The organism is Halomonas sp. THAF5a (assembly GCF_009363755.1).
Classification (GTDB): domain Bacteria; phylum Pseudomonadota; class Gammaproteobacteria; order Pseudomonadales; family Halomonadaceae; genus Halomonas.
Map to the genome: position 1 here is coordinate 894,732 of NZ_CP045417.1, position 17,582 is coordinate 912,313.

At 67.8% G+C, this 17,582-nt stretch carries 16 protein-coding genes; 9 read left to right on the top strand and 7 right to left on the bottom strand.

Going from position 1 to position 17,582, the window contains the following annotated elements:
* Window positions 1-34: 34 nt before the first annotated feature.
* Both FIU83_RS04030 and FIU83_RS04035 read left to right on the top strand, forming a co-directional pair.
* Window positions 35-799, top strand: coding sequence for a TSUP family transporter (locus FIU83_RS04030; protein WP_152482881.1), 765 nt, complete (start codon window positions 35-37; stop codon window positions 797-799).
* A gap of 229 nt (window positions 800-1,028) precedes the next feature.
* A complete protein-coding gene (locus FIU83_RS04035) occupies window positions 1,029-1,778 on the top strand; it encodes a sulfite exporter TauE/SafE family protein (RefSeq protein ID WP_152482882.1) in 750 nt (249 codons plus the stop codon).
* Window positions 1,779-1,781: 3 nt separating this feature from the next.
* Here FIU83_RS04035 and FIU83_RS04040 read toward each other — a convergent pair whose 3' ends face one another.
* On the bottom strand, window positions 1,782-2,720 hold the full coding sequence (locus FIU83_RS04040) for a LysR family transcriptional regulator (RefSeq protein ID WP_152482883.1): 939 nt from the start codon (window positions 2,718-2,720) through the stop codon (window positions 1,782-1,784).
* 111 nt (window positions 2,721-2,831) lie between these two features.
* Between FIU83_RS04040 and FIU83_RS04045 the strand changes: the two genes are divergently transcribed.
* The 3 genes from FIU83_RS04045 (at window position 2,832) to FIU83_RS04055 (ending at window position 6,519) form a co-directional block, all read left to right on the top strand.
* Window positions 2,832-4,241, top strand: coding sequence for a sodium:solute symporter (locus FIU83_RS04045; protein ID WP_216645051.1), 1,410 nt, complete (start codon window positions 2,832-2,834; stop codon window positions 4,239-4,241).
* Window positions 4,242-4,528: 287 nt separating this feature from the next.
* Window positions 4,529-5,275 carry an aspartate/glutamate racemase family protein gene (locus FIU83_RS04050; protein ID WP_216645052.1) on the top strand — a complete coding sequence of 249 codons (747 nt, stop codon included), beginning with the start codon at window positions 4,529-4,531 and terminating at the stop codon, window positions 5,273-5,275.
* Window positions 5,272-6,519, top strand: a complete 1,248-nt coding sequence (locus tag FIU83_RS04055; protein ID WP_152482884.1) for an FAD-binding oxidoreductase — start codon at window positions 5,272-5,274, stop codon at window positions 6,517-6,519. The genes FIU83_RS04050 and FIU83_RS04055 overlap by 4 nt, the downstream gene beginning before the upstream one ends.
* 48 nt (window positions 6,520-6,567) lie before the next feature.
* On the opposite strand, the gene FIU83_RS04060 is transcribed toward FIU83_RS04055, so the two are convergent.
* Genes FIU83_RS04060 through FIU83_RS04080 form a run of 5 tightly spaced genes read right to left on the bottom strand, consistent with a single transcriptional unit; the run spans window position 6,568 to window position 10,413 of the window.
* Window positions 6,568-6,942 (bottom strand): Lin0512 family protein, encoded by a 375-nt coding sequence (locus FIU83_RS04060; protein ID WP_152482885.1) that lies wholly within the window; start codon window positions 6,940-6,942, stop codon window positions 6,568-6,570.
* On the bottom strand, window positions 6,935-7,288 hold the full coding sequence (locus FIU83_RS04065; protein WP_152482886.1) for a Lin0512 family protein: 354 nt from the start codon (window positions 7,286-7,288) through the stop codon (window positions 6,935-6,937). Before FIU83_RS04065 ends, FIU83_RS04060 begins: the two co-directional genes overlap by 8 nt.
* A 15-nt stretch (window positions 7,289-7,303) precedes the next feature.
* Complete coding sequence (locus tag FIU83_RS04070) at window positions 7,304-7,672, bottom strand: cupin domain-containing protein (RefSeq protein WP_152482887.1); 369 nt, start codon at window positions 7,670-7,672, stop codon at window positions 7,304-7,306.
* A 33-nt stretch (window positions 7,673-7,705) separates the two neighbouring features.
* A complete protein-coding gene (locus tag FIU83_RS04075; protein WP_152482888.1) occupies window positions 7,706-9,436 on the bottom strand; it encodes a cobalt chelatase in 1,731 nt (576 codons plus the stop codon).
* Complete coding sequence (locus FIU83_RS04080) at window positions 9,433-10,413, bottom strand: AAA family ATPase (RefSeq protein ID WP_152482889.1); 981 nt, start codon at window positions 10,411-10,413, stop codon at window positions 9,433-9,435. The genes FIU83_RS04075 and FIU83_RS04080 overlap by 4 nt, the downstream gene beginning before the upstream one ends.
* A 248-nt stretch (window positions 10,414-10,661) precedes the next feature.
* On the opposite strand from FIU83_RS04080, the gene xsc reads away from it, so the two are divergent.
* The 4 genes from xsc to FIU83_RS04100 all read left to right on the top strand — a co-directional run bounded on the left by xsc (window position 10,662) and on the right by FIU83_RS04100 (window position 15,947).
* The gene (gene xsc, locus FIU83_RS04085; RefSeq protein ID WP_253939532.1) at window positions 10,662-12,482 is read left to right on the top strand and encodes a sulfoacetaldehyde acetyltransferase; all 1,821 of its coding nucleotides are present in this window, start codon (window positions 10,662-10,664) and stop codon (window positions 12,480-12,482) included.
* Between the two features lie 183 nt (window positions 12,483-12,665).
* A complete protein-coding gene (locus FIU83_RS04090) occupies window positions 12,666-13,868 on the top strand; it encodes an ISL3 family transposase (protein ID WP_152482218.1) in 1,203 nt (400 codons plus the stop codon).
* Window positions 13,869-14,074: 206 nt separating this feature from the next.
* Entirely contained in the window at window positions 14,075-14,458 is a 384-nt protein-coding gene (locus FIU83_RS04095; RefSeq protein WP_152482890.1) for a nuclear transport factor 2 family protein, read from the top strand.
* Between the two features lie 58 nt (window positions 14,459-14,516).
* Window positions 14,517-15,947 carry an FAD-binding oxidoreductase gene (locus FIU83_RS04100; RefSeq protein WP_152482891.1) on the top strand — a complete coding sequence of 477 codons (1,431 nt, stop codon included), beginning with the start codon at window positions 14,517-14,519 and terminating at the stop codon, window positions 15,945-15,947.
* A 100-nt stretch (window positions 15,948-16,047) separates the two neighbouring features.
* Here the strand turns inward: FIU83_RS04100 and FIU83_RS04105 are convergent, their stop codons facing one another.
* Entirely contained in the window at window positions 16,048-17,520 is a 1,473-nt protein-coding gene (locus FIU83_RS04105) for a PLP-dependent aminotransferase family protein (protein WP_152482892.1), read from the bottom strand.
* Window positions 17,521-17,582: the final 62 nt, after the last annotated feature.

The window sequence follows — 17,582 nt, forward strand, 5'->3', positions numbered from 1 at the left end:
CCGGTCGCGCCCCGCGGTCCCGGGGGCGCTGAGGATGGAGCTCGGAGGACTCGCGGCGACGCTCGCCATCATGGCCGTGGCCGGCTACCTGCACACGGTATCCGGCTTCGGCCTCGGCATGATCGTGATGGGCGCCGCCGGAGGGCTCGGCGTGGCCTCGGTGCCGGTGCTGGCCGCGGTGGTCAGCCTGGTGACCCTGGTCAACAGCGCCGTCGCCCTGCCGGGCAGCGGGCGCAGCCTCGGCGCACCGCGGATCCTGGCGCTCGCCGTCGGCATCGCGCCCTCCATCGTGCTGGGCGTCTGGCTGCTGTCGTGGCTCGACGCCACCTTCACGGCACTGCTCACCCTGCTGCTGGGGGCCCTCGTGCTCTCCGGGGGCATCAGCATCGGCCTGCAGCCGCAACCCCGCCGCGCCGAGTCTCCCCCCTGGTCCTTCGCCGTGAGTGGCGCGCTGACCGGCATGTGCGGCGGGCTCTTCGGCGTCCCCGGGCCGCCGGTCATCTATCACTGCTATCGCCAGCCGCTGCCGCTGGAGACGATCCGCCTGCTGCTGATCCTCTGCTTCGCGATCACCTCCGGGGTGCGCACCCTCTACGTCGCCAGTCAGGGCGGGCTGACCGCCGATGTCTGGCAGCTGGCCCTATGGTCGATGCCGGTGGTCGGCGGCGCCACCTGGCTCGGGCGTCGCTATCCCCTGCCGTGCTCCGCCGGGCTGATGCGCCGGCTGGCCATGCTGACCCTGGTCGGGCTCGGCGTGGCGATCCTGCTCAAAGGTACCTTTTTGCTGATCACGGGCTAGCATTATTGGCGCGGCCCTGGCATATTACGCCGCCTTTTTTCAGGGCAAGGACGAGACCCGTGACGACGCCTGCCGCGAGGGAACGCCGTCAGGGCGAGCCGGGCCGAGGCCCGGCACACGGAGTCATCGTCTGTCCGCTCGTCCCATCATGCGCCGGCCGGCGCGTGGCCGCGTTCCATTCCCCGATCGATTCGCGTCAGGAGGGGAGCCACACAGGATCGACAGCACCATGACCCTCGAGGTACTCCTCTCCTTCATCGCCATCGCCGCCATCGCCGGCTACTTCCAGACGGTCACCGGCTTCGGGCTGGGCATGATCGTGATGGGCGCCACCAGCGGACTGGACGTCGCGCCCGTGGCCTCGGTGGCCGCGGTGGTCAGCCTGATGATGCTGACCAACAGCGCGGTGGCCCTGCCGGGCAAGTTGAAGCATCTCGACAGGGCCGTGGTCCTGGCGACCGTGCTCGGCATCGTGCCGGCGACCGTGATCGGCGTGCTGCTGCTCGAGCTGATGAGCAGCCGTGCCGAGAGCGTGCTGCGCATCGCCCTGGGGCTGCTGGTCTGCTACGGCGGGCTCAGCCTGGTGCTGCGCCCGCGCCAGCGCGAGACCCTCTCCTCGCGGATCAGCTTCTTCATAAGCGGCGTGCTGTCGGGACTCTGCGGCGGGCTCTTCGGCATCGCCGGGCCGCCGGTGATCTACCAGTGCTATCGCCAGCCGCTGAAGCCGGTGGCGATCCGCAACATGCTGATCCTGCTCTTCGCCTGCACGTCGAGCATGCGGACCCTGTTCGTCGCCGCCACGGGCGGGCTCAACCTCGAGATCCTGGTGCTGACCGCCTGGGCGATTCCCGCCGTGGCGGTGGCCACCTATGCCGGTCGGCGCTGGCCGCCCCGGCTCTCACCGCTGGCCATGCGCCGCATCGCCTTCGTGACGCTGATGGTGATCGGCGGCGGGCTGATCGCCACCGAGCTCGTCTGAGCCTCACGCTTCCCCCATGAGGGGCTGCCGTGAGTGCTGCTGCCAGGCCTCGAGTCCGGCCTCGAGGTAGGGCAGGAAGCGCTGGCAGTGCCGGGAGGGCGGGTGAAAGCGCGAGGTGATCAGGGCGATCTCCAGGTCGATGGCCGGTTCGAAGGGGACGACCGTGACCCGGCAATCGCGTCGCTTGAGAAAGCTGTCGGCCGATACCGGATCGACCAGGGCATGGCCCAGGCCCGCATTGACCAGGCTGATGGCCGAGGGAAACAGGTGGGTCTCGATCACGGCCCGGCAACGTGCCCCCTCGGCGCGAAAGGCATCCCTCAGCTTCAGGGTGCTCTGATGATGCTCGTTCAGGGTGATCATCGGCCGGTCGTGAAGGTCCTTCGGGGTGATCACGCGGCGCCTGGCCAGCGGACTCTCGGGCGGCAGGGCGACGTGCATGCGCAGCCGATAGGGCGTGACCTCCAGTTCGTGCAGGTCGTCCTGGGTCTCGATGACCCCCAGGTCGAACTGGCCTTCGGCCACCCAGTCGTGAATCTTCGTCGAGCTGAAGGTCTGCAGGGAGAGCTGGCTGTCGGGATGGTCACGCAGATAGTCCGCCATGATCTGGGGCATGGCGGTGGGGGAGAGCCCCGGCATGCAGCCGAGGGTCAGCTTGCCGGCCTGGCCCTGACGCAGGCCCTCGGAGAGCTCGCCGAGGTGCTTGACCGACGCCAGCACCTTGTCGACCCCCTCGGCCAGGTGCTGCGCCTCGGCGGTCAGTTCGGTGCCGTAGTGGTTGCGCCGGAAGAGCAGGAAGCCGACTTCCTCCTCGAGGTTCGCGATCGCGGTGCTGACCGCCGGCTGGCTGAGTTCCAGCCGGCGCGCCGCCTTGGAGAGGCTGCCGGTCCGCACGACCTCCTGGAAGATCTGCAGCTGCCGCAGGTTGTGGCGTATCTTCATGGGGTGGGGTCTAAATTGTAGTTATGACTTCATAGGTTTGCTTCAGTTGTCTTTATAGCATGAAGCGAAGAAGCTGACCGCACCTACAACAGAAACAAAGGTGTCCCCTCCATGAACTCGATCGACCTCCTGGGTCTTCTCGTGTACTTCGCGATACTGATCGTGATCGGCTATCGCAGTGCCAAGAAGGTCTCCGACAGCTCGGACTTCGCCGTGGCCGGCAACAAGATCATCTGGCCGGTGCTCTTCGCCACCCTGGCCGCCTCCTTCCTGGGCGGTGGCGCCTCCATGGGGCGTGCCGGCAAGTCCTTCGACGAAGGCTACGCCTTCATGTTCGCGGCCTCGGCCTTCCCTATCGCCACCGTGCTGGCCGGGCTCTATATCGCGCCGCGCCTGAAGCGCTACACCAACGCCCAGACGGTGGGCGACATCATGGCGCATCACTTCGGCAGCAGCGCCCGGCTGTTCACCGGTATCTTCTCGCTGGTGTTCTGCATCGGCATCCTCGGCGCCCAGGCGCTGGCCGTGGGTACCGTCTTCCATGCCATCCTCGGCATCGAGGTCTCCACCGGCATCCTCATCGGCATGGCGGTGGTGCTGCTCTATTCCACCGTCGGCGGCATGTGGGCGGTGATCCAGACCGACGTGGTGCAGTTCCTGATGCTGGCGATCTTCCTGCCGATGACCATGTTGATCGGCATCAACGACCTGGGCGGCCCCGCCGCGCTGGTGGAGCGACTGCCCGAGGCGCACTTCAGCATCATGGGCGACTACTCCATCGGGATGTTCGTGAGCCTCTTCATTGCCTTCCTGCTAGGCGAGACCCTGGTGCCGCCCTACACCCAGCGGGCCCTGTCGGCGCCGGACTCGCGCCACGCGCGCATCGGCTACACGGTGGCCGGCGGCTTCGGCTTCCTGTTCTACTTCGTCAGCGCCACCATCGGCCTGATCGCCCTGGTGCTCTACCCGAACATCACCCCCGACCAGGCCATGCCGACGCTGATCCGCGATGCCCTGCCGATCGGCATCACCGGCCTGGTGCTGGCCTCCCTGCTGGCGGTGGTGATGTCCACGGCGGACTCCTACCTCAACTCGGCGGCGGTGATCTTCGTCGGTGACATCTACAAGCCCTTCATCGAGCCCGACGTCAGCGAGACGAAGCGGCTGTGGATCGAGCGCGTGGTCAACCTGTTGATCGGCCTCGGGGCGGTGGTCTTCGCCCTCTACGCCACCTCCATCGTCGATGCGCTGCTGATGAGCTACGCGCTCTGGGCGCCGACCATCCTGCTGCCGTTCGTCTTCGCCGTGCTCTTCGACCTGCGCTGCTCGCGCTCGGCGATCGCCGCCATGCTGGCCGGGGCCCTGGTGACCATCCTCTGGAAGTGGGGACCCTTCGACCTGCAGGCCGCCACCGGCCTCACCGCCCTGATCGCCGGTGTGATCGCCAATATCGCGGTGTTCACCCTCGTCTATCGCCGCTTCCGCGCGGTGCCCGACGCCCCGGCCCCCTACGCTCAGTGAGGAGACGACCATGACTGCCTATGCCTTCGCCCTCTATGCCGTCAGCGCGATCAGCGTGATCGCCGCCGTCGGGGTGGGAATCGCCTCCTGGCGTTTCTATCGCGACAACTGAGTGGCACCCGCCAGGCCCTGTTCAGGGCCTGGCCTCGTCGACTCACGCCATGTCGCACTACCGCCTGCCGTCGACCATCCCCCCGCTTTCATCGATCACGTCATCGTAGGACTCGAACCGGACCATGGCCCTCATGTCCGGTCCGGGCCCGACGCCTTTAGAAGGATCAACGGAAATGAATCACCGCATCCTGCCCGGAGGTCAGCGCTACACCGACACCCCGCTGGGCGTGCTTTGCCTGGAGTCCTGGTTTGCCAAGCCGCTCGGCCACCTGCGCCATCCCCGCAGCTTCGACTACCCGGTGGTCTACGAGGTCATGGAAGGGGTCGACATTCCGGGGCTGTTGCACCATCCCGGCGATGAACTGCTGGAGCTGCTGATCGATCGTGCCCGTTTCCTCGAGGAGGGCGGTGTCCGGGTCGTCTCCGGAAGCTGCGGCTTCATGGCTCGCTATCAGCGGCAGGTCGCCGAGGCGGTCTCCGTGCCCGTCGTGCTGTCGAGCCTGACCCTCCTGCCCTGGCTCGAGATCGTGCATGGCCCGTCGGCCCGACTGGGCGTCCTGACCGCGGATGCCGACGCCCTCGGGGAGGCTCACCTGCGCGGCGCCGGGCGTGCCTCGGGGACCGACGGCCTCGGCATCGAGGGGCTGCAAGCGGCGCCCGAATTCCGTGAGGTCATCCTGGAGGGACGACGCCATGATCTCGACATGGCGCTCATCGCCGAGGAGGTGGCCGCGGCCACGCGTCGCCTGATGGCGCGAGGCCCCCTCGAGGCCATCGTGCTGGAGTGCACCGACCTCTCCGCCTTCGCGGACGTGGTCAGGGAGGTCTCGGGCCTGCCGGTGTATGACATCGTGCAGGCGATCGACCTGGTGGTCGCGGGCCAGCCCAGTCCCTCGACCCGTCGGGAGTGCCGCCCATGACCAGCGTTGCCGTGATCGGCGCGGGGATCGTCGGGCTCGCCGTCAGCCATGCCCTGCGCGCGCGAGGGCACGAGGTCAGGCTCGTGGATCCCGAGCCGCCGGGGGAGGGCACCTCCTTCGGCAACGCCGGCCTGATCGCCAACTACGCCACGGCGCCCATGGCCAGCCCCGAGACCCTTCGCCAGCTGCCGGCCATGCTGGCCCGGTCCGACCGTTCCATCGGCATCGATCCGGGCTACACGCCGGCCCTCGCCGGCTTCGGCTGGCGGTTCCTGCGTGCCGCGAGGCCGGCACGCTTCGCTCGTCACAAGGCCGACCTGGTGCAGCTGATCGATCGGGCGATCACGGGCCAGCATGCGCTGCTCGATGCGCTCGGGGGCGAGCGGCTCTATCGGGCCGCCGGCTGTCTGCAGGTCTTCCGTGACGCGCCCTGTTCGCCGTCGGCCCTGGACGCCATGGCCGCGGCCAAGCGCGCTGACGGCGTGGCCTGCGAGGCGCTCGGTCCGGCGGACGTGCTGGGGCTGGAGCCCGAGCTGAGTGCCGAAGGGCTCGGCGGCGCCCTCTACTTCCCCGAGACCCGTTCGCTGCGCGACCCGCTGAACTTCAGCCGGTGCCTGCATCGGGCCCTGGAGGGCGAGGGCTTCACCCATGTGTCCGCTCGCGTCGAGGCGCTCACGCCGCTCGCCACGGGAGGCTGGCGGCTGCAGGCCGGCGAGACCCGCCTGGAGGTGGAGCGGGTGGTCCTCTGTGCGGGCATCGCCAACAACGATCTGCTCCGGTCGCTGGGCATGCGCCTGCCGGTGGTCAGCGAGCGCGGTTACCACGTGATGCTGGAGACGCCGCTGGCCCTCAACCGGCCGGTCGGCTGGCTGACCCACCATTTCTATGCCACGCCGATGCAGGAGGGGATACGGCTGGCCGGGACCACCGAGTTCTGCCCGCCTGGCAAGGCGCCGAACGGACGCCGCTGGTCGCGGCTCGCCGACTGGGGCACGACGCTGTTCGGCCGCCCGGTCGAGGTGGCCAAGGAGTGGGTGGGGGTTCGGCACTCGACGCCGGATGGCCTGCCGGTGATCGGCGAGGTGCCGGGGCAGCCGGGGCTGATGCTGGCCTTCGGGCATGGGCATCTGGGGCTCACGCTGTCGGCCGAGACGGGACGTCTGGTGGCCGGCCTGGTCGATGGCGAGGCACTGCCCGAAGACGCCCAGGCACTCTCGCCACAGCGCTTCCTGAACGCGTCCTGAGCGGGGCAGGGGCCGCCGAGCGGCGCTCGGCGGCCCCAGTGGCGTGGCTCAGCGGTCGTGGTCGCAGAGCCGCCAGACGCCCTCCTCGAGGGGCAGCAGGGCGGCGATGGCGGCGGTGGCGACCACGTGGGTGGTCTCCTGCACGGGGTCGTGGACGTTGAGCCCGCCGTGCACCACGCGCACCTCGGCGCGGCCCCGGGGCAGCTCGGCCGCCACCACCTCTGTGTCGACCCGGTCGGGGGCCTGCACGCCGATGGTCACCTGGACCCGCATCTCGCGATGGTCGATGCCCAGCGACTTGAACAGCACGATGGAGGAGTGGTGCAGGGCATCGTGCACGGCGCGGCAGGCCGCCTTGGTGTAGTCCTCGCCGTAGAGGTCGTTGCCGGTGCCCATTTCCAGGATGATGCGTCGCTCAGTCATGATCGGGCTCCATGTCGAAGGAGACGACGATGGCGGCGTTGGCGATCACGCTGGTGCCGCTGCCGTCGGGTTTGTCCACGTCCAGCCCGCCCTTGACCAGGCGCACCGTCGGCTGCCCGTAGGGGAAGATGCGAAGCAGGGCCGCCGGGTCGACGGCGGCGGGGTCCTGCACCCCGATCTCCACGTCGATCAGCATGGCCTCCTTGGGGAAGCCGAAGGCGTCGGCGACGTTGAGCGAGTTGTGCCACAGGGCATCGCGGATCGCCCGGGCGGCGGCCTCGGTATAGTTGCGGCTGCGGATCGAGGTGCCCATGCCGAACTGGGTCACCATGCGGGTCTTGGCCATGCGCTCTCTCCGTCGTCAGTCGCTGTCGTGGTGGCGGATCACGAAGTGCTTGGTGGTCGTCTCGATCACTTCCCAGTAGCCGCGGAAACCGTCGGGAATCAGGAAGGCGTCGCCGGTGCGGTAGGTCTGGGCGCTGCCGTCCTCGGCGATCAGCCGCACGTGGCCTTCGAGGATGTAGCAGAACTCGTCGCGACCGGTGAAGGCGTGCCACTTGCCGGGGGTGCTGGTCCAGGTGCCGGCGATCAGTCGGCCGTCGGGGCTCTGAAAGTTCAGCGTGGCGTCGTGGTGCGGGTCGCCCTCGACCACGCGGTCCGGCAGGTCGGCCAGGCGCCGGTGGGTTTGCGTCTCGGGATCATGGCCGATGTCGATGACCTTGACGGGCATGGGGCTCTCCTCTGGAAGATCGGGCGTCGAGGATCAGCGCCGGTGGCGGCCGCCGATCAGCTCGACGATCTCGTCGAACAGGTGGGTATCCAGCGCCTGGGCCATGTCGGTGGCCAGGCAGCGGCGGTAGAAGGGGCTCAGGTCCAGGCCCACGCCGAGGCCGAGCACCTCCACCTGGCCCTCGCGGGTGCGCCGGGCGACGACCTCCTTGAGGTGGTTGTCCAGGTAGTAGGGATCGTTGGCCAGGTTGGTGGCGCTGTCCGCCGGGCAGCCGTCGGAGATCACGATCAGGATGCGGCGCTTCTCGGGGCGGGCGAGCAGGCGCTCGCAGGCCCAGTCCACCGCCTCGCCGTCGATCCCCTCGCGGAACAGGTCGGGCTTGAGCAGCGCGGCGATGTCGGTGCGCGCGCGTCGCCAGCTGCGCTCGGCATCCTTGAACACCATGTGGCACACCTCGTTGAGGCGGCCCGGGCCACGGGGGCGGCCGCCGCTCATCCAGGCCTTGTAGGCGCGGCCGCCGTTCCAGGCGCCGGTGGTGAAGCCGAGCAGCTCGGTGCTCGCCCCGATCATCTCCAGGGCGCGGATCAGGCTCTCGGCCATCAGGGTCACCGGCACGATGTGGTGCTTCATCGAGCCGGAGCAGTCGATCAGCAGGCTGACGGCGCAGTCGGTGCCGAGCTTCACCTGGTCGCGATAGAAGAGGCGGCGCTCGGTGGGCGAGCTGACCAGCTGGGCGAGGCGCCGACCGTCGATGCGGCCCTCCTCCTCGCCGAAGGCGCGGCCGTCGACGCGCGGCTCCCAGAGCACGCTGCCCAGCCGACGGGCCAGGCGCGGCAGGTTGATGGCCTGCTCGGCGGTGGCCTGGTCGAGCGTCTCGCGGTACTCGCGCAGCAGGGCGCGGCGCACCAGGCTGCCCGCTGCGACCTCGCGGTCGAAGCGGGTGGTGAAGACCCGATAGGCCAGGGCGGCGTCCTCGAAGGTCTTGCTGTGCCCGGTGGTGGCGGCGGCGACCCCGTCCTCGTCGCCCTCGCCATCCTCGAGGTCGAGCAGCAGGGCGAAGGCGTCGCTGGGCGCCTCTTCCGGCTCCTCGTCGTCGTTCTCGCCGGCCTGTTCCCGCTCGTCGCGAACGCGTTTGCCGACGATCCGGGCGATGGCCAGGGCGTGCTCGGCGTAGGCCGCCTGGTCGTGGCGCTGGCGGCGCAGGCCGTAGAGCGCCGTGCCGAGCGCGCGCACCAGGGAGGCGCGGGTGCCCTCGATGTAGTCCTCGGTCTCCTCGAGCACCGGTTTGGCATTCAGCCGCGACCAGCACATCTGGGCCACGGTGTAGAGCAGCAGGCCGATGCTGCCCTCGGTGAGCCCGGAGCGGTAGAAGGCCCGCGACCAGTTCTCGAAGCGCTGCACCAGGTTGTCGGCCATGCCGGGCATGTCGTCGGGGACACGCGTCTCCACGCGCAGCTGCTCGAGCAGCTCGAAGACCAGTCGCTCGACCGGATCCTCCGGGCGGTGCGCGTGGTGCAGGGCCGGATCGGAGTGCAGCAGGCGCAGGGCCATGCCGTCGGCGGCGGCCCGGCAGTCGGCGAAGTCATCCTGGGCGGGATCGACGCGCAGGTGTGGCGCCAGGGTCGACAGGCGCGATTCGCCCCGGTAGAGGCGCCGGCCGCGGTAGTGCAGGTCGGCCTCGCCGGTCAGGGCGCGCAGGCTGGCCGCGCACAGCTCCTCGATCCGCTGTTGGCGGCGCGCCTGCTGCTGGGCGCTCAGGGTCATGAGGCACTCGCCTCCTTCATCCAGGATTCGTCGAGTTCCTCGCCGAAGCAGCGCTGGTAGTATTCGGCGACCAGCGGCCGCTCGGCCTCGTCGCACTTGTTGAGGAAGGAGAGCCGGAAGGCCAGGGCCGGATTGCGGAAGATCTCGCAGTTCTCGGCCCAGGTGATCACCGTGCGCGGCGACATCAGGGTCGAGAGGTCGCCGGCGGCGAAGCCCTGGCGCGTCAGGTTGGCCACCGCCACCATCGAGGCGATCAGCTCGCGGCCCTTCTCGGTGTCCTTGCTGGGCACTCGGCCGAGCACGATGGCCGCCTCCTCCTCGCGGGGCAGGTAGTCGAGCTTGGCGACGATGTTCCAGCGGTCCATCTGGGCGTGGTTGAGCACCTGGGTGCCCTGGTAGAGCCCGGACAGGTTGCCCAGCCCCACCGTGTTGGCGGTGGCGAACAGCCGGAAGTAGGGGTGCGGGTGGATGACCCGGTTCTGGTCGAGCAGCGTGAAGTGGCCATCGCGCTCGAGGATGCGCTGGATGACGAACATCACGTCCGGGCGGCCAGCGTCGTACTCGTCGAAGATCAGCGCCACCGGGCGCTGCAGCGACCAGGGCACGATGCCTTCCTGGAACTCGGTGACCTGCACCCCGTCGCGGATCACGATGGCGTCCTTGCCCACCAGGTCGAGGCGGCTGATATGGCCGTCCAGGTTGACCCTCATGCAGGGCCAGTTGAGGCGTGCCGCCACCTGTTCGATATGGGTCGACTTGCCGGTACCGTGCAGCCCCTGAACCATCACCCGGCGGTTGCGGGTGAAGCCGGCGAGGATCGCCAGGGTCACGTCGGGGTTGAAGCGATAGGCCTCGTCGACCTCGGGCACGTACTCGTCGCGCCAGCTGAAGGCCGGGACCTCGAGATCGCTGTCGATGCCGAAGAGGTCGCGCACCGACACCTGGATGTCGGGCTGGGCATTCATGGGGTCTGTCATCACCGTCTCCTCGGCCCGTGGGACCGTTGACCTTGGGCGTCCCTGATCGAAACCGCTGGCAGGGGACGTCGCTGCCGGAGCGTACGCTGAGCATAGATCAGTTTCGCAAAAAGAATCAAATTGTATCGTTTTATGGAATTTGTCCTTGACGGGGGGTGCCTGGCTGCCTAGAGTCTCTCCGTATTCCGGAAGCCGGAATAAATCATCTCATATAAGACAACCCGGATGACGGGCTCGGAGGACACCCCATGAGCACCCAAGACACCACAGATACCCGCCAGGTCGTGAAAGGCAAGCAGAAGATGACCCCCTCGGAAGCCTTCGTGGAGACCCTGGTCGCCAACGGGGTGACCGACATGTTCGGCATCATGGGCTCGGCCTTCATGGACGCCATGGACATCTTCGCCCCGGCCGGCATCCGCCTGGTCCCGGTGGTCCACGAGCAGGGCGCCGCGCACATGGCCGACGGCTATGCTCGCGTCTCCGGCCGCCACGGCGCCGTGATCGGCCAGAACGGCCCCGGCATCTCCAACTGCGTGACCGGCATCGCCGCGGCCTACTGGGCGCACAGCCCGGTGGTCATCGTGACCCCCGAGACCGGCACCACCGGCATCGGCCTGGGCGGCTTCCAGGAGTGCCACCAGCTGCCGATGTTCCAGGAGTTCACCAAGTACCAGGGCCACGTGACCCACCCGGCGCGCATGGCCGAGTACACCGGTCGCTGCTTCGACCGCGCCATGTCCGAGATGGGCCCGACCCAGCTCAACATCCCGCGCGACTACTTCTACGGCGAGATCGAGTGCGAGATTCCCGAGCCGGCGCGCCTCGACCGCGGCCCGGGCGGTACCAAGACCCTCAACGAGGCTGCCGAGCTGCTGGCCAACGCCAAGTTCCCGGTGATCGTCTCCGGCGGCGGCGTGGTGATGGCCGACGGCGTCGAGGCCTGTAAGGCGCTGGCCGAGCGTCTGGGCGCGCCGGTGGTCAACAGCTACCAGCACAACGACTCCTTCCCGGCCAGCCACCCGCTGTGGTGCGGTCCGCTGGGCTACCAGGGCTCCAAGGCCGGCATGAAGCTGATCAGTCAGGCCGACGTGGTGGTGGCACTGGGCACCCGCCTGGGGCCGTTCGGCACCCTGCCGCAGCACGGCATGGACTACTGGCCGAAGGACGCCAAGATCATCCAGATCGACGCCGACCACAAGATGCTGGGCCTGGTGAAGAAGATCGCCGTGGGCATCTGCGGCGACGCCAAGGAAGCCGCCGAGGCGATCACCGAGCGCCTGTCCAGCCGCGACCTGGCCTGCGACGCCACCAAGGCCGAGCGCGCCGAGCAGATCGCCAGCGAGAAGGCCGCCTGGGAGCGCGAGCTCGACGAGTGGACCCACGAGAAGGACCCGTTCAGCCTCGACGCCATCGACGAGGCCAAGGGCGAGACGCCGTTCTCCGGCGGCGAGTACCTGCACCCGCGCCAGGTGCTGCGCGAGCTCGAGAAGGCCATGCCGGACGACGTGATGGTCTCCACCGACATCGGCAACATCAACGCCGTGGCGCACAGCTACCTGCGCTTCGAGAAGCCGCGCAGCTTCTTCGCCCCGATGAGCTTCGGCAACTGCGGCTACGCGCTGCCGACCATCATGGGCGCCAAGGTGGCCGCACCGGAGCGTCCGGCGATCGCCTACGCCGGTGACGGCGCCTGGGGCATGAGCCTGATGGAGATCATGACCGCGGTGCGTCACGAGATCCCGGTGACCGCGGTGGTGTTCCACAACCGCCAGTGGGGCGCCGAGAAGAAGAACCAGGTCGAGTTCTACAACCGTCGCTTCGTGGCCGGTGAGCTGGACAACCAGAGCTTCGCCGAGATCGGCCGGGCGATGGGTGCCGAGGGCATCACCGTGGACCGCCTGGAGGACGTGGGTCCGGCGCTGAAGAAGGCGGTGGACATGCAGATGAACGAGGGCAAGACCTGCGTCATCGAGGTCATGTGCACCCGCGAGCTTGGCGACCCCTTCCGCCGCGACGCGCTGAAGAAGCCGGTGCGCCTGCTCGAGAAGTACCAGGACTACGTCTGATCGAACCTCCAACCGAACGTGCTGCAACGTGTTTCCCCCGGCCTTGCCGGGGGTTTTTTTTGGTTCTTCGCAGATCAGCGTGAAACAGGCAGGGCTTGAGGCGAGGGCTGGATAGAGAAACGGCGGTGAATCCGAGTAAGCTGATATTCGCCAAAACGTCAGCCTACGGACACCGCCGTTGCCATGGATGCTACCCCGCTCAGCCTGTTCTGGAAAGGGTTCACTGTCGCCCACCACGAGTTCCTGGATCCTCAGACGCTACGGCTCCAGTTGGAGCCCGATGACCTGACCCCGCCTGTCTGCAGCGGCTGTGACCACGCCTGTTGCCTGGTCCATGACGTGCATCGCCGGCGCGTCCGCGAGGCGCCGCTGCTGATCTACCGAGTGGAGCTGGATGTCCCGGTGCGGCGCCTGCGCTGCCCGACCTGTGGTCCGACACGAGAGCGCATCGACTGGCTACCCGGGCGCTCGCCGGTCACCACCACACTGCGCCAGTGGGTGGAGCGCCTGGTCACGTTGCTGCCGATCCGGCATGTCGCGGATCTGGTCGGCTTGCACTGGCATACCGTCAAGACCATCGACAAGCAGCGCCTGCAACGCGACCTGCCGGCACCGGATCCGACACGCTTGCGGCGGCTGATGATGGACGAGTTTGCCCTGCACAAGGGACACCGCTACGCCACCGTGGTCGCCTGCGCCGACACTCAGCAGGTGGTATGGATCGGCGAAGGCCGCTCCCGCGAGTCGATCCGCCCCTTCTTCGCGTGGCTGGGCGAGGCACGAGAGCTGATCGAGGCCGTGGCCATGGACATGAACTCGGCCTTCGATTGTGAGGTGAAGGACCAGTGCCCCAACGCCGAGGTGGTCTACGACCGCTTCCACGTGGTGGCCAAGTACGGGCGCGAAGTGATGGATCGGGTACGCGTCGATCAGGCTAACCAGCTGCGCGACGACAAGGCGGCCCGCAAGGTGATCAAGGGCAGTCGTTGGCTGCTGCTGCGCAACGCCGACAATCTCAAGCCCGAGCAGGCGGTGAAGCTGGAGGAGCTGCTGGCGGCCAATGCGTCACTGACCACGGCGTACCTGCTCAAGGATCAGCTCAAGACCCTGTGGTTTGCCGACGACGAAGCCACCGCCCGAAACGCCTGGCAGGAGTGGCATGCCATGGCGACCAGCAGTGGCATCGAGGCCTTGGAACGTTTCGCCAAGCGGTTGGTCCCGTACCTCGAAGGGATCCTGTCCAGCGCCCGGCACCGGCTGAACACCAGCGTGCTGGAGGGCATGAACAACCGGATCAAGGTCATCAAGCGGATGGCCTACGGGTATCGCGACACGGCGTACTTCTTCCTGAAGATCCGTGCCGCATTTCCCGGCAAAGTGCGATGAACCTTTTTTTTGCCCGTCTCACGGCACTCGCGCCGGGATCTTCGTCGTGGCCGCCCTGGTCCAACCGCCGGGATGCATCTGGCGCTAATGCCCCCTCGGCTTTGGCAGTACGCTGGATTCGTTCGCGGCCTATGTGCCGCCGTGATGCCTCAACCGCATCCGTTATCCGAGACAGACTCAACAACCATAACCCTCAGGAGCCCGACATGAGCCAACCGACTACCGCACTCCTCGAAGCCTTCAGCGACGCCCTGAACCGTCACGACATCGATGCCGTCATGAGCATGATGACCGACGACTGCGTCTTCCACGCCATCGCCGGCCCGGAGCTGCAGGGCAAGAGCTTTGTCGGCCAGGCCGAGGTCCGCCAGGGCCTCGAGAACGCCTGGAAGACCGCCCCCGACGCCAGCTGGACCGATGCCGAGCACCACGTGATCGGCGACAAGGGCTTCACCGAGTCCACCTACCAGGGCACCACCACCGATGGCGTGCGCTCCGAGGCGCGCATGATCGATGCCTTCACCTTCCGCGACGGCAAGATCGCCGTGAAGAACGCCTTCCGCAAGAACCGTCCCCCGGTCAACGCCTGATCGCTTCGGGTTCGAGTAAGGCATCTAGACTGTGAGGAGTCCGATCATGGAGACAACAATGCCAAGAAGCAGGGCGGAGACCGAGGCGACCAGTACCTCACCCTCCCAGCCATATGATCCGGCCTATGACCCCCTGAAGAGCACCACCCCGGGGGCGGGTCGTGACTATGCGCCGACCTACTGGATCGGCACCGCCGGCGAGCCGCCGGCCGATGACGGGCCCATCACCCAGGACACGGACGCCGATGTGGTCATCATCGGCTCCGGCTTCACGGGGCTGACGGCGGCGATCTTCCTGGCCCAGGAGTACGGCATCAAGGCCACGGTGCTCGAGGCCAACCGCGCCAGCTGGGGCTGCTCGACCCGTAACGGCGGCCAGGCCCAGTGTGCCTCCGGGCGCCTCAAGCGCTCCCAGTGGATCCAGCGCTATGGCCTGGACACCGCCCTGAAGCTGCATCGCGAGTGCCTCGACGGCATGGCGACCTTCAAGGAGCTGATCAAGGACATCGACTGCGATCCCCAGCCCGGCGGCCATCTCTATGTGGCCCATCGCGACAAGGTGATGCCGACCCTCGAGAAGGAAGCGAAGCTGCTGCGCGAGACCTTCGACTACGACGCGCGGATCCTCGATGCCGACACGGTGAAGCGTGACTGGATCGGCGATCAGGAGGCGGCCGGCGCCATGCACGAGCCGGAGGGCATCGGCATCCACGCCGGCAAGCTGGCCTTCGGCTACCACCGCAAGGCTCGCGCGCTGGGCGTGAAGATTCACCCGGCGAGCCCGGTGCAGGGCTTCGAGACCCGCGGCGGCGTGCACTACCTCAAGACCCCGGGTGGGGTGGTCAAGGCACGGGCGGTGGGCATCGCCACCGGCGGCTACACCTCCCAGAGCCTGCATCGCGAGCTCAAGAACCGCCTGCTGCCGATCCTCTCGAACTCCATCGTCACCCGGCCGCTGACCGACGACGAGATCGAGGCCTGCAGCCTGCGTACGCGCCAGGTGATCACCGATACCCGGATCCTGCGCCACTACTACCGCCTGCTGCCGGACAACCGACTGCAGATCGGCAGCCGCAGCGCCATCACCGGCCGCGATGCGCCGCAGAAGAAGTACGAGTCGATGCTGATCGGCGATATGCACCGCAAGTTCCCGACGCTCAAGGGGGTCGACATCGACTACTCCTGGTGGGGCTGGGTGGACGTCAGTCACGACATGATGCCGCGCATCCATCAGCCCGATGCCAAGGAGACGGTCTACTACGCCCTGGGCTACGGCGGCAACGGCGTGATGTACTCGGCCCAGGCCGGTAAGCGCCTGGCGCAGTGGATCGCCGGGCACGGCCAGGAGCTGGACCTGCCGATCTTCACCTCCCGGCTGCCGTTCCCCAACCTGCGCGAGAAGGTCGAGTCCGAGGCGTTCGCCCCCTTCCGGCGCTTCGGCCAGCGCTTCCTCTACCGCTGGTACCACCTGAAGGACGAGGTGATCTAGGCATCATCTTGCCCAGCGATTGAAGCCGCCCTCGGGGCGGCTTTCTTGTGGGCGGGGACATCGAGCGGGCGGTGTCGAGATGGCCTGAGGAGAGCGCTGTTCAGGCGGCGGTGACCGCCTGCGGAATCAGCGCCGCCAGCCGCTCGATGCCGGCCTCGATGCGGTCCTCGGGAATCGCCGAGAAGCCCAGCCGGAAGTACTCGAGGTGGGGGCCGTCGAAGAAGTGGATGTCACCGCACTCGATCAGAATGCTCTGCTCGGCGGCCAGGCGGCGCAGCGCGTGGCAGTCGAGTCCCTCGGGGCCCTTCACCCAGAAGCACGAGCCTCCATAGGTCGAGGGGACGAAGGCGTGGGGCAGGTGCCGGGCCAGCGCCTCGTTCATGCGCTGCCAGCGGCTATGGAACACCTGGTGGATCTGGCGCAGCAGGGCATCGTGATAGCCGCGATCCAGGAACAGCGCCACGGCGCGCTGGTTGTTGGTGGGCGGGTGGCGCAGCATCAGCCGCCGTAGCGCCCTGGCCTCGCGGATCAGCGCCGGTGGGCCGACCATGTAGCCCAGTCGCAGGCCCGGCGCCAGGGTCTTGGAGAGGCTGCCCACGTAGATCACCCGGTTGTGGCGATCCAGGCTCTTCAGCGCCGGCGTGGGATTCTCCAGGTAGTTGGTCTCGCTCTCGTAGTCGTCCTCGATGATCAGGAAGTTGTCGACCTCGGCCATGTCGAGCAACTGGCGGCGTCGCTCCAGCGGCATGGTGACCGTGGTCGGCGCCTGGTGGCTCGGGGTCACGTAGAGCAGCTGGCAGTCGGCGATGTCGGGGTCGAGGCGCATGCCCCGGTCATCGACCGGCAGCAGGTGGATGTCGTCGGTGAAGGTGCGGGCGATGTTGTAGACGTCGACGTAGCCGGGATTCTCCATCCCGAAGCGCCGGCCGGCCTTGAGCAGCAGCATGCAGGTGATCCAGAGCGCCTGCTGGGCGCCGACCGTCACCAGGATCTCCTCGGGCTTGGCCCATACGCCCCGGCGCGGCAGCAGCCGCTTGTGGATCTGGTCGATCAGCAGCGGGTCGTCGTCGTTGAGGTGGTCCACCGACCAGCTGCGGATCGCCGGCACGCTCATCGAATCGCGGCTGCACTCCCGCCAGTGCTGGGTCGGGAAGAGCTCGGGATCGATCTGGCCGTAGAGGAACGGAAACTCGTAGCGATGCCAGTCGCTGGGCTTGTTGATGGTCTGCTGCCGGGAGGGGTGCATGGTCAGCAGCTCCTCCCAGGGGAGGCGCTCGGCGTCGATATCGTTCAGCCGTACCGGCTTCTCGGCCCGCCCCTCGAGGATCTCGGGATTGACGAAGTAGCCGCTGCGCTTGCGGGCGATGAGGTAGCCGTCATCGAGGAGGTGCTCATAGGCCAGCATCACGGTGTTGCGGGCGACGTGCAGTTCCTTGGCCAGCTTGCGGCTCGACGGCAGCGCCTTTTCCAGGGGCAGGTGACCATCGAGGATGGCGCGGGCGATCTGTTCCCTGAGCTGGCGTTGGAGGCTTTCCGGTCGGTCGGGGTCGAGGTGGAAGAGTAGCTCGATCATTTGGGGCTCAGGCCAAGATGCCACGGGTCGCCATCAAGCGCCGCGGCAAGGGAAAGTAACAG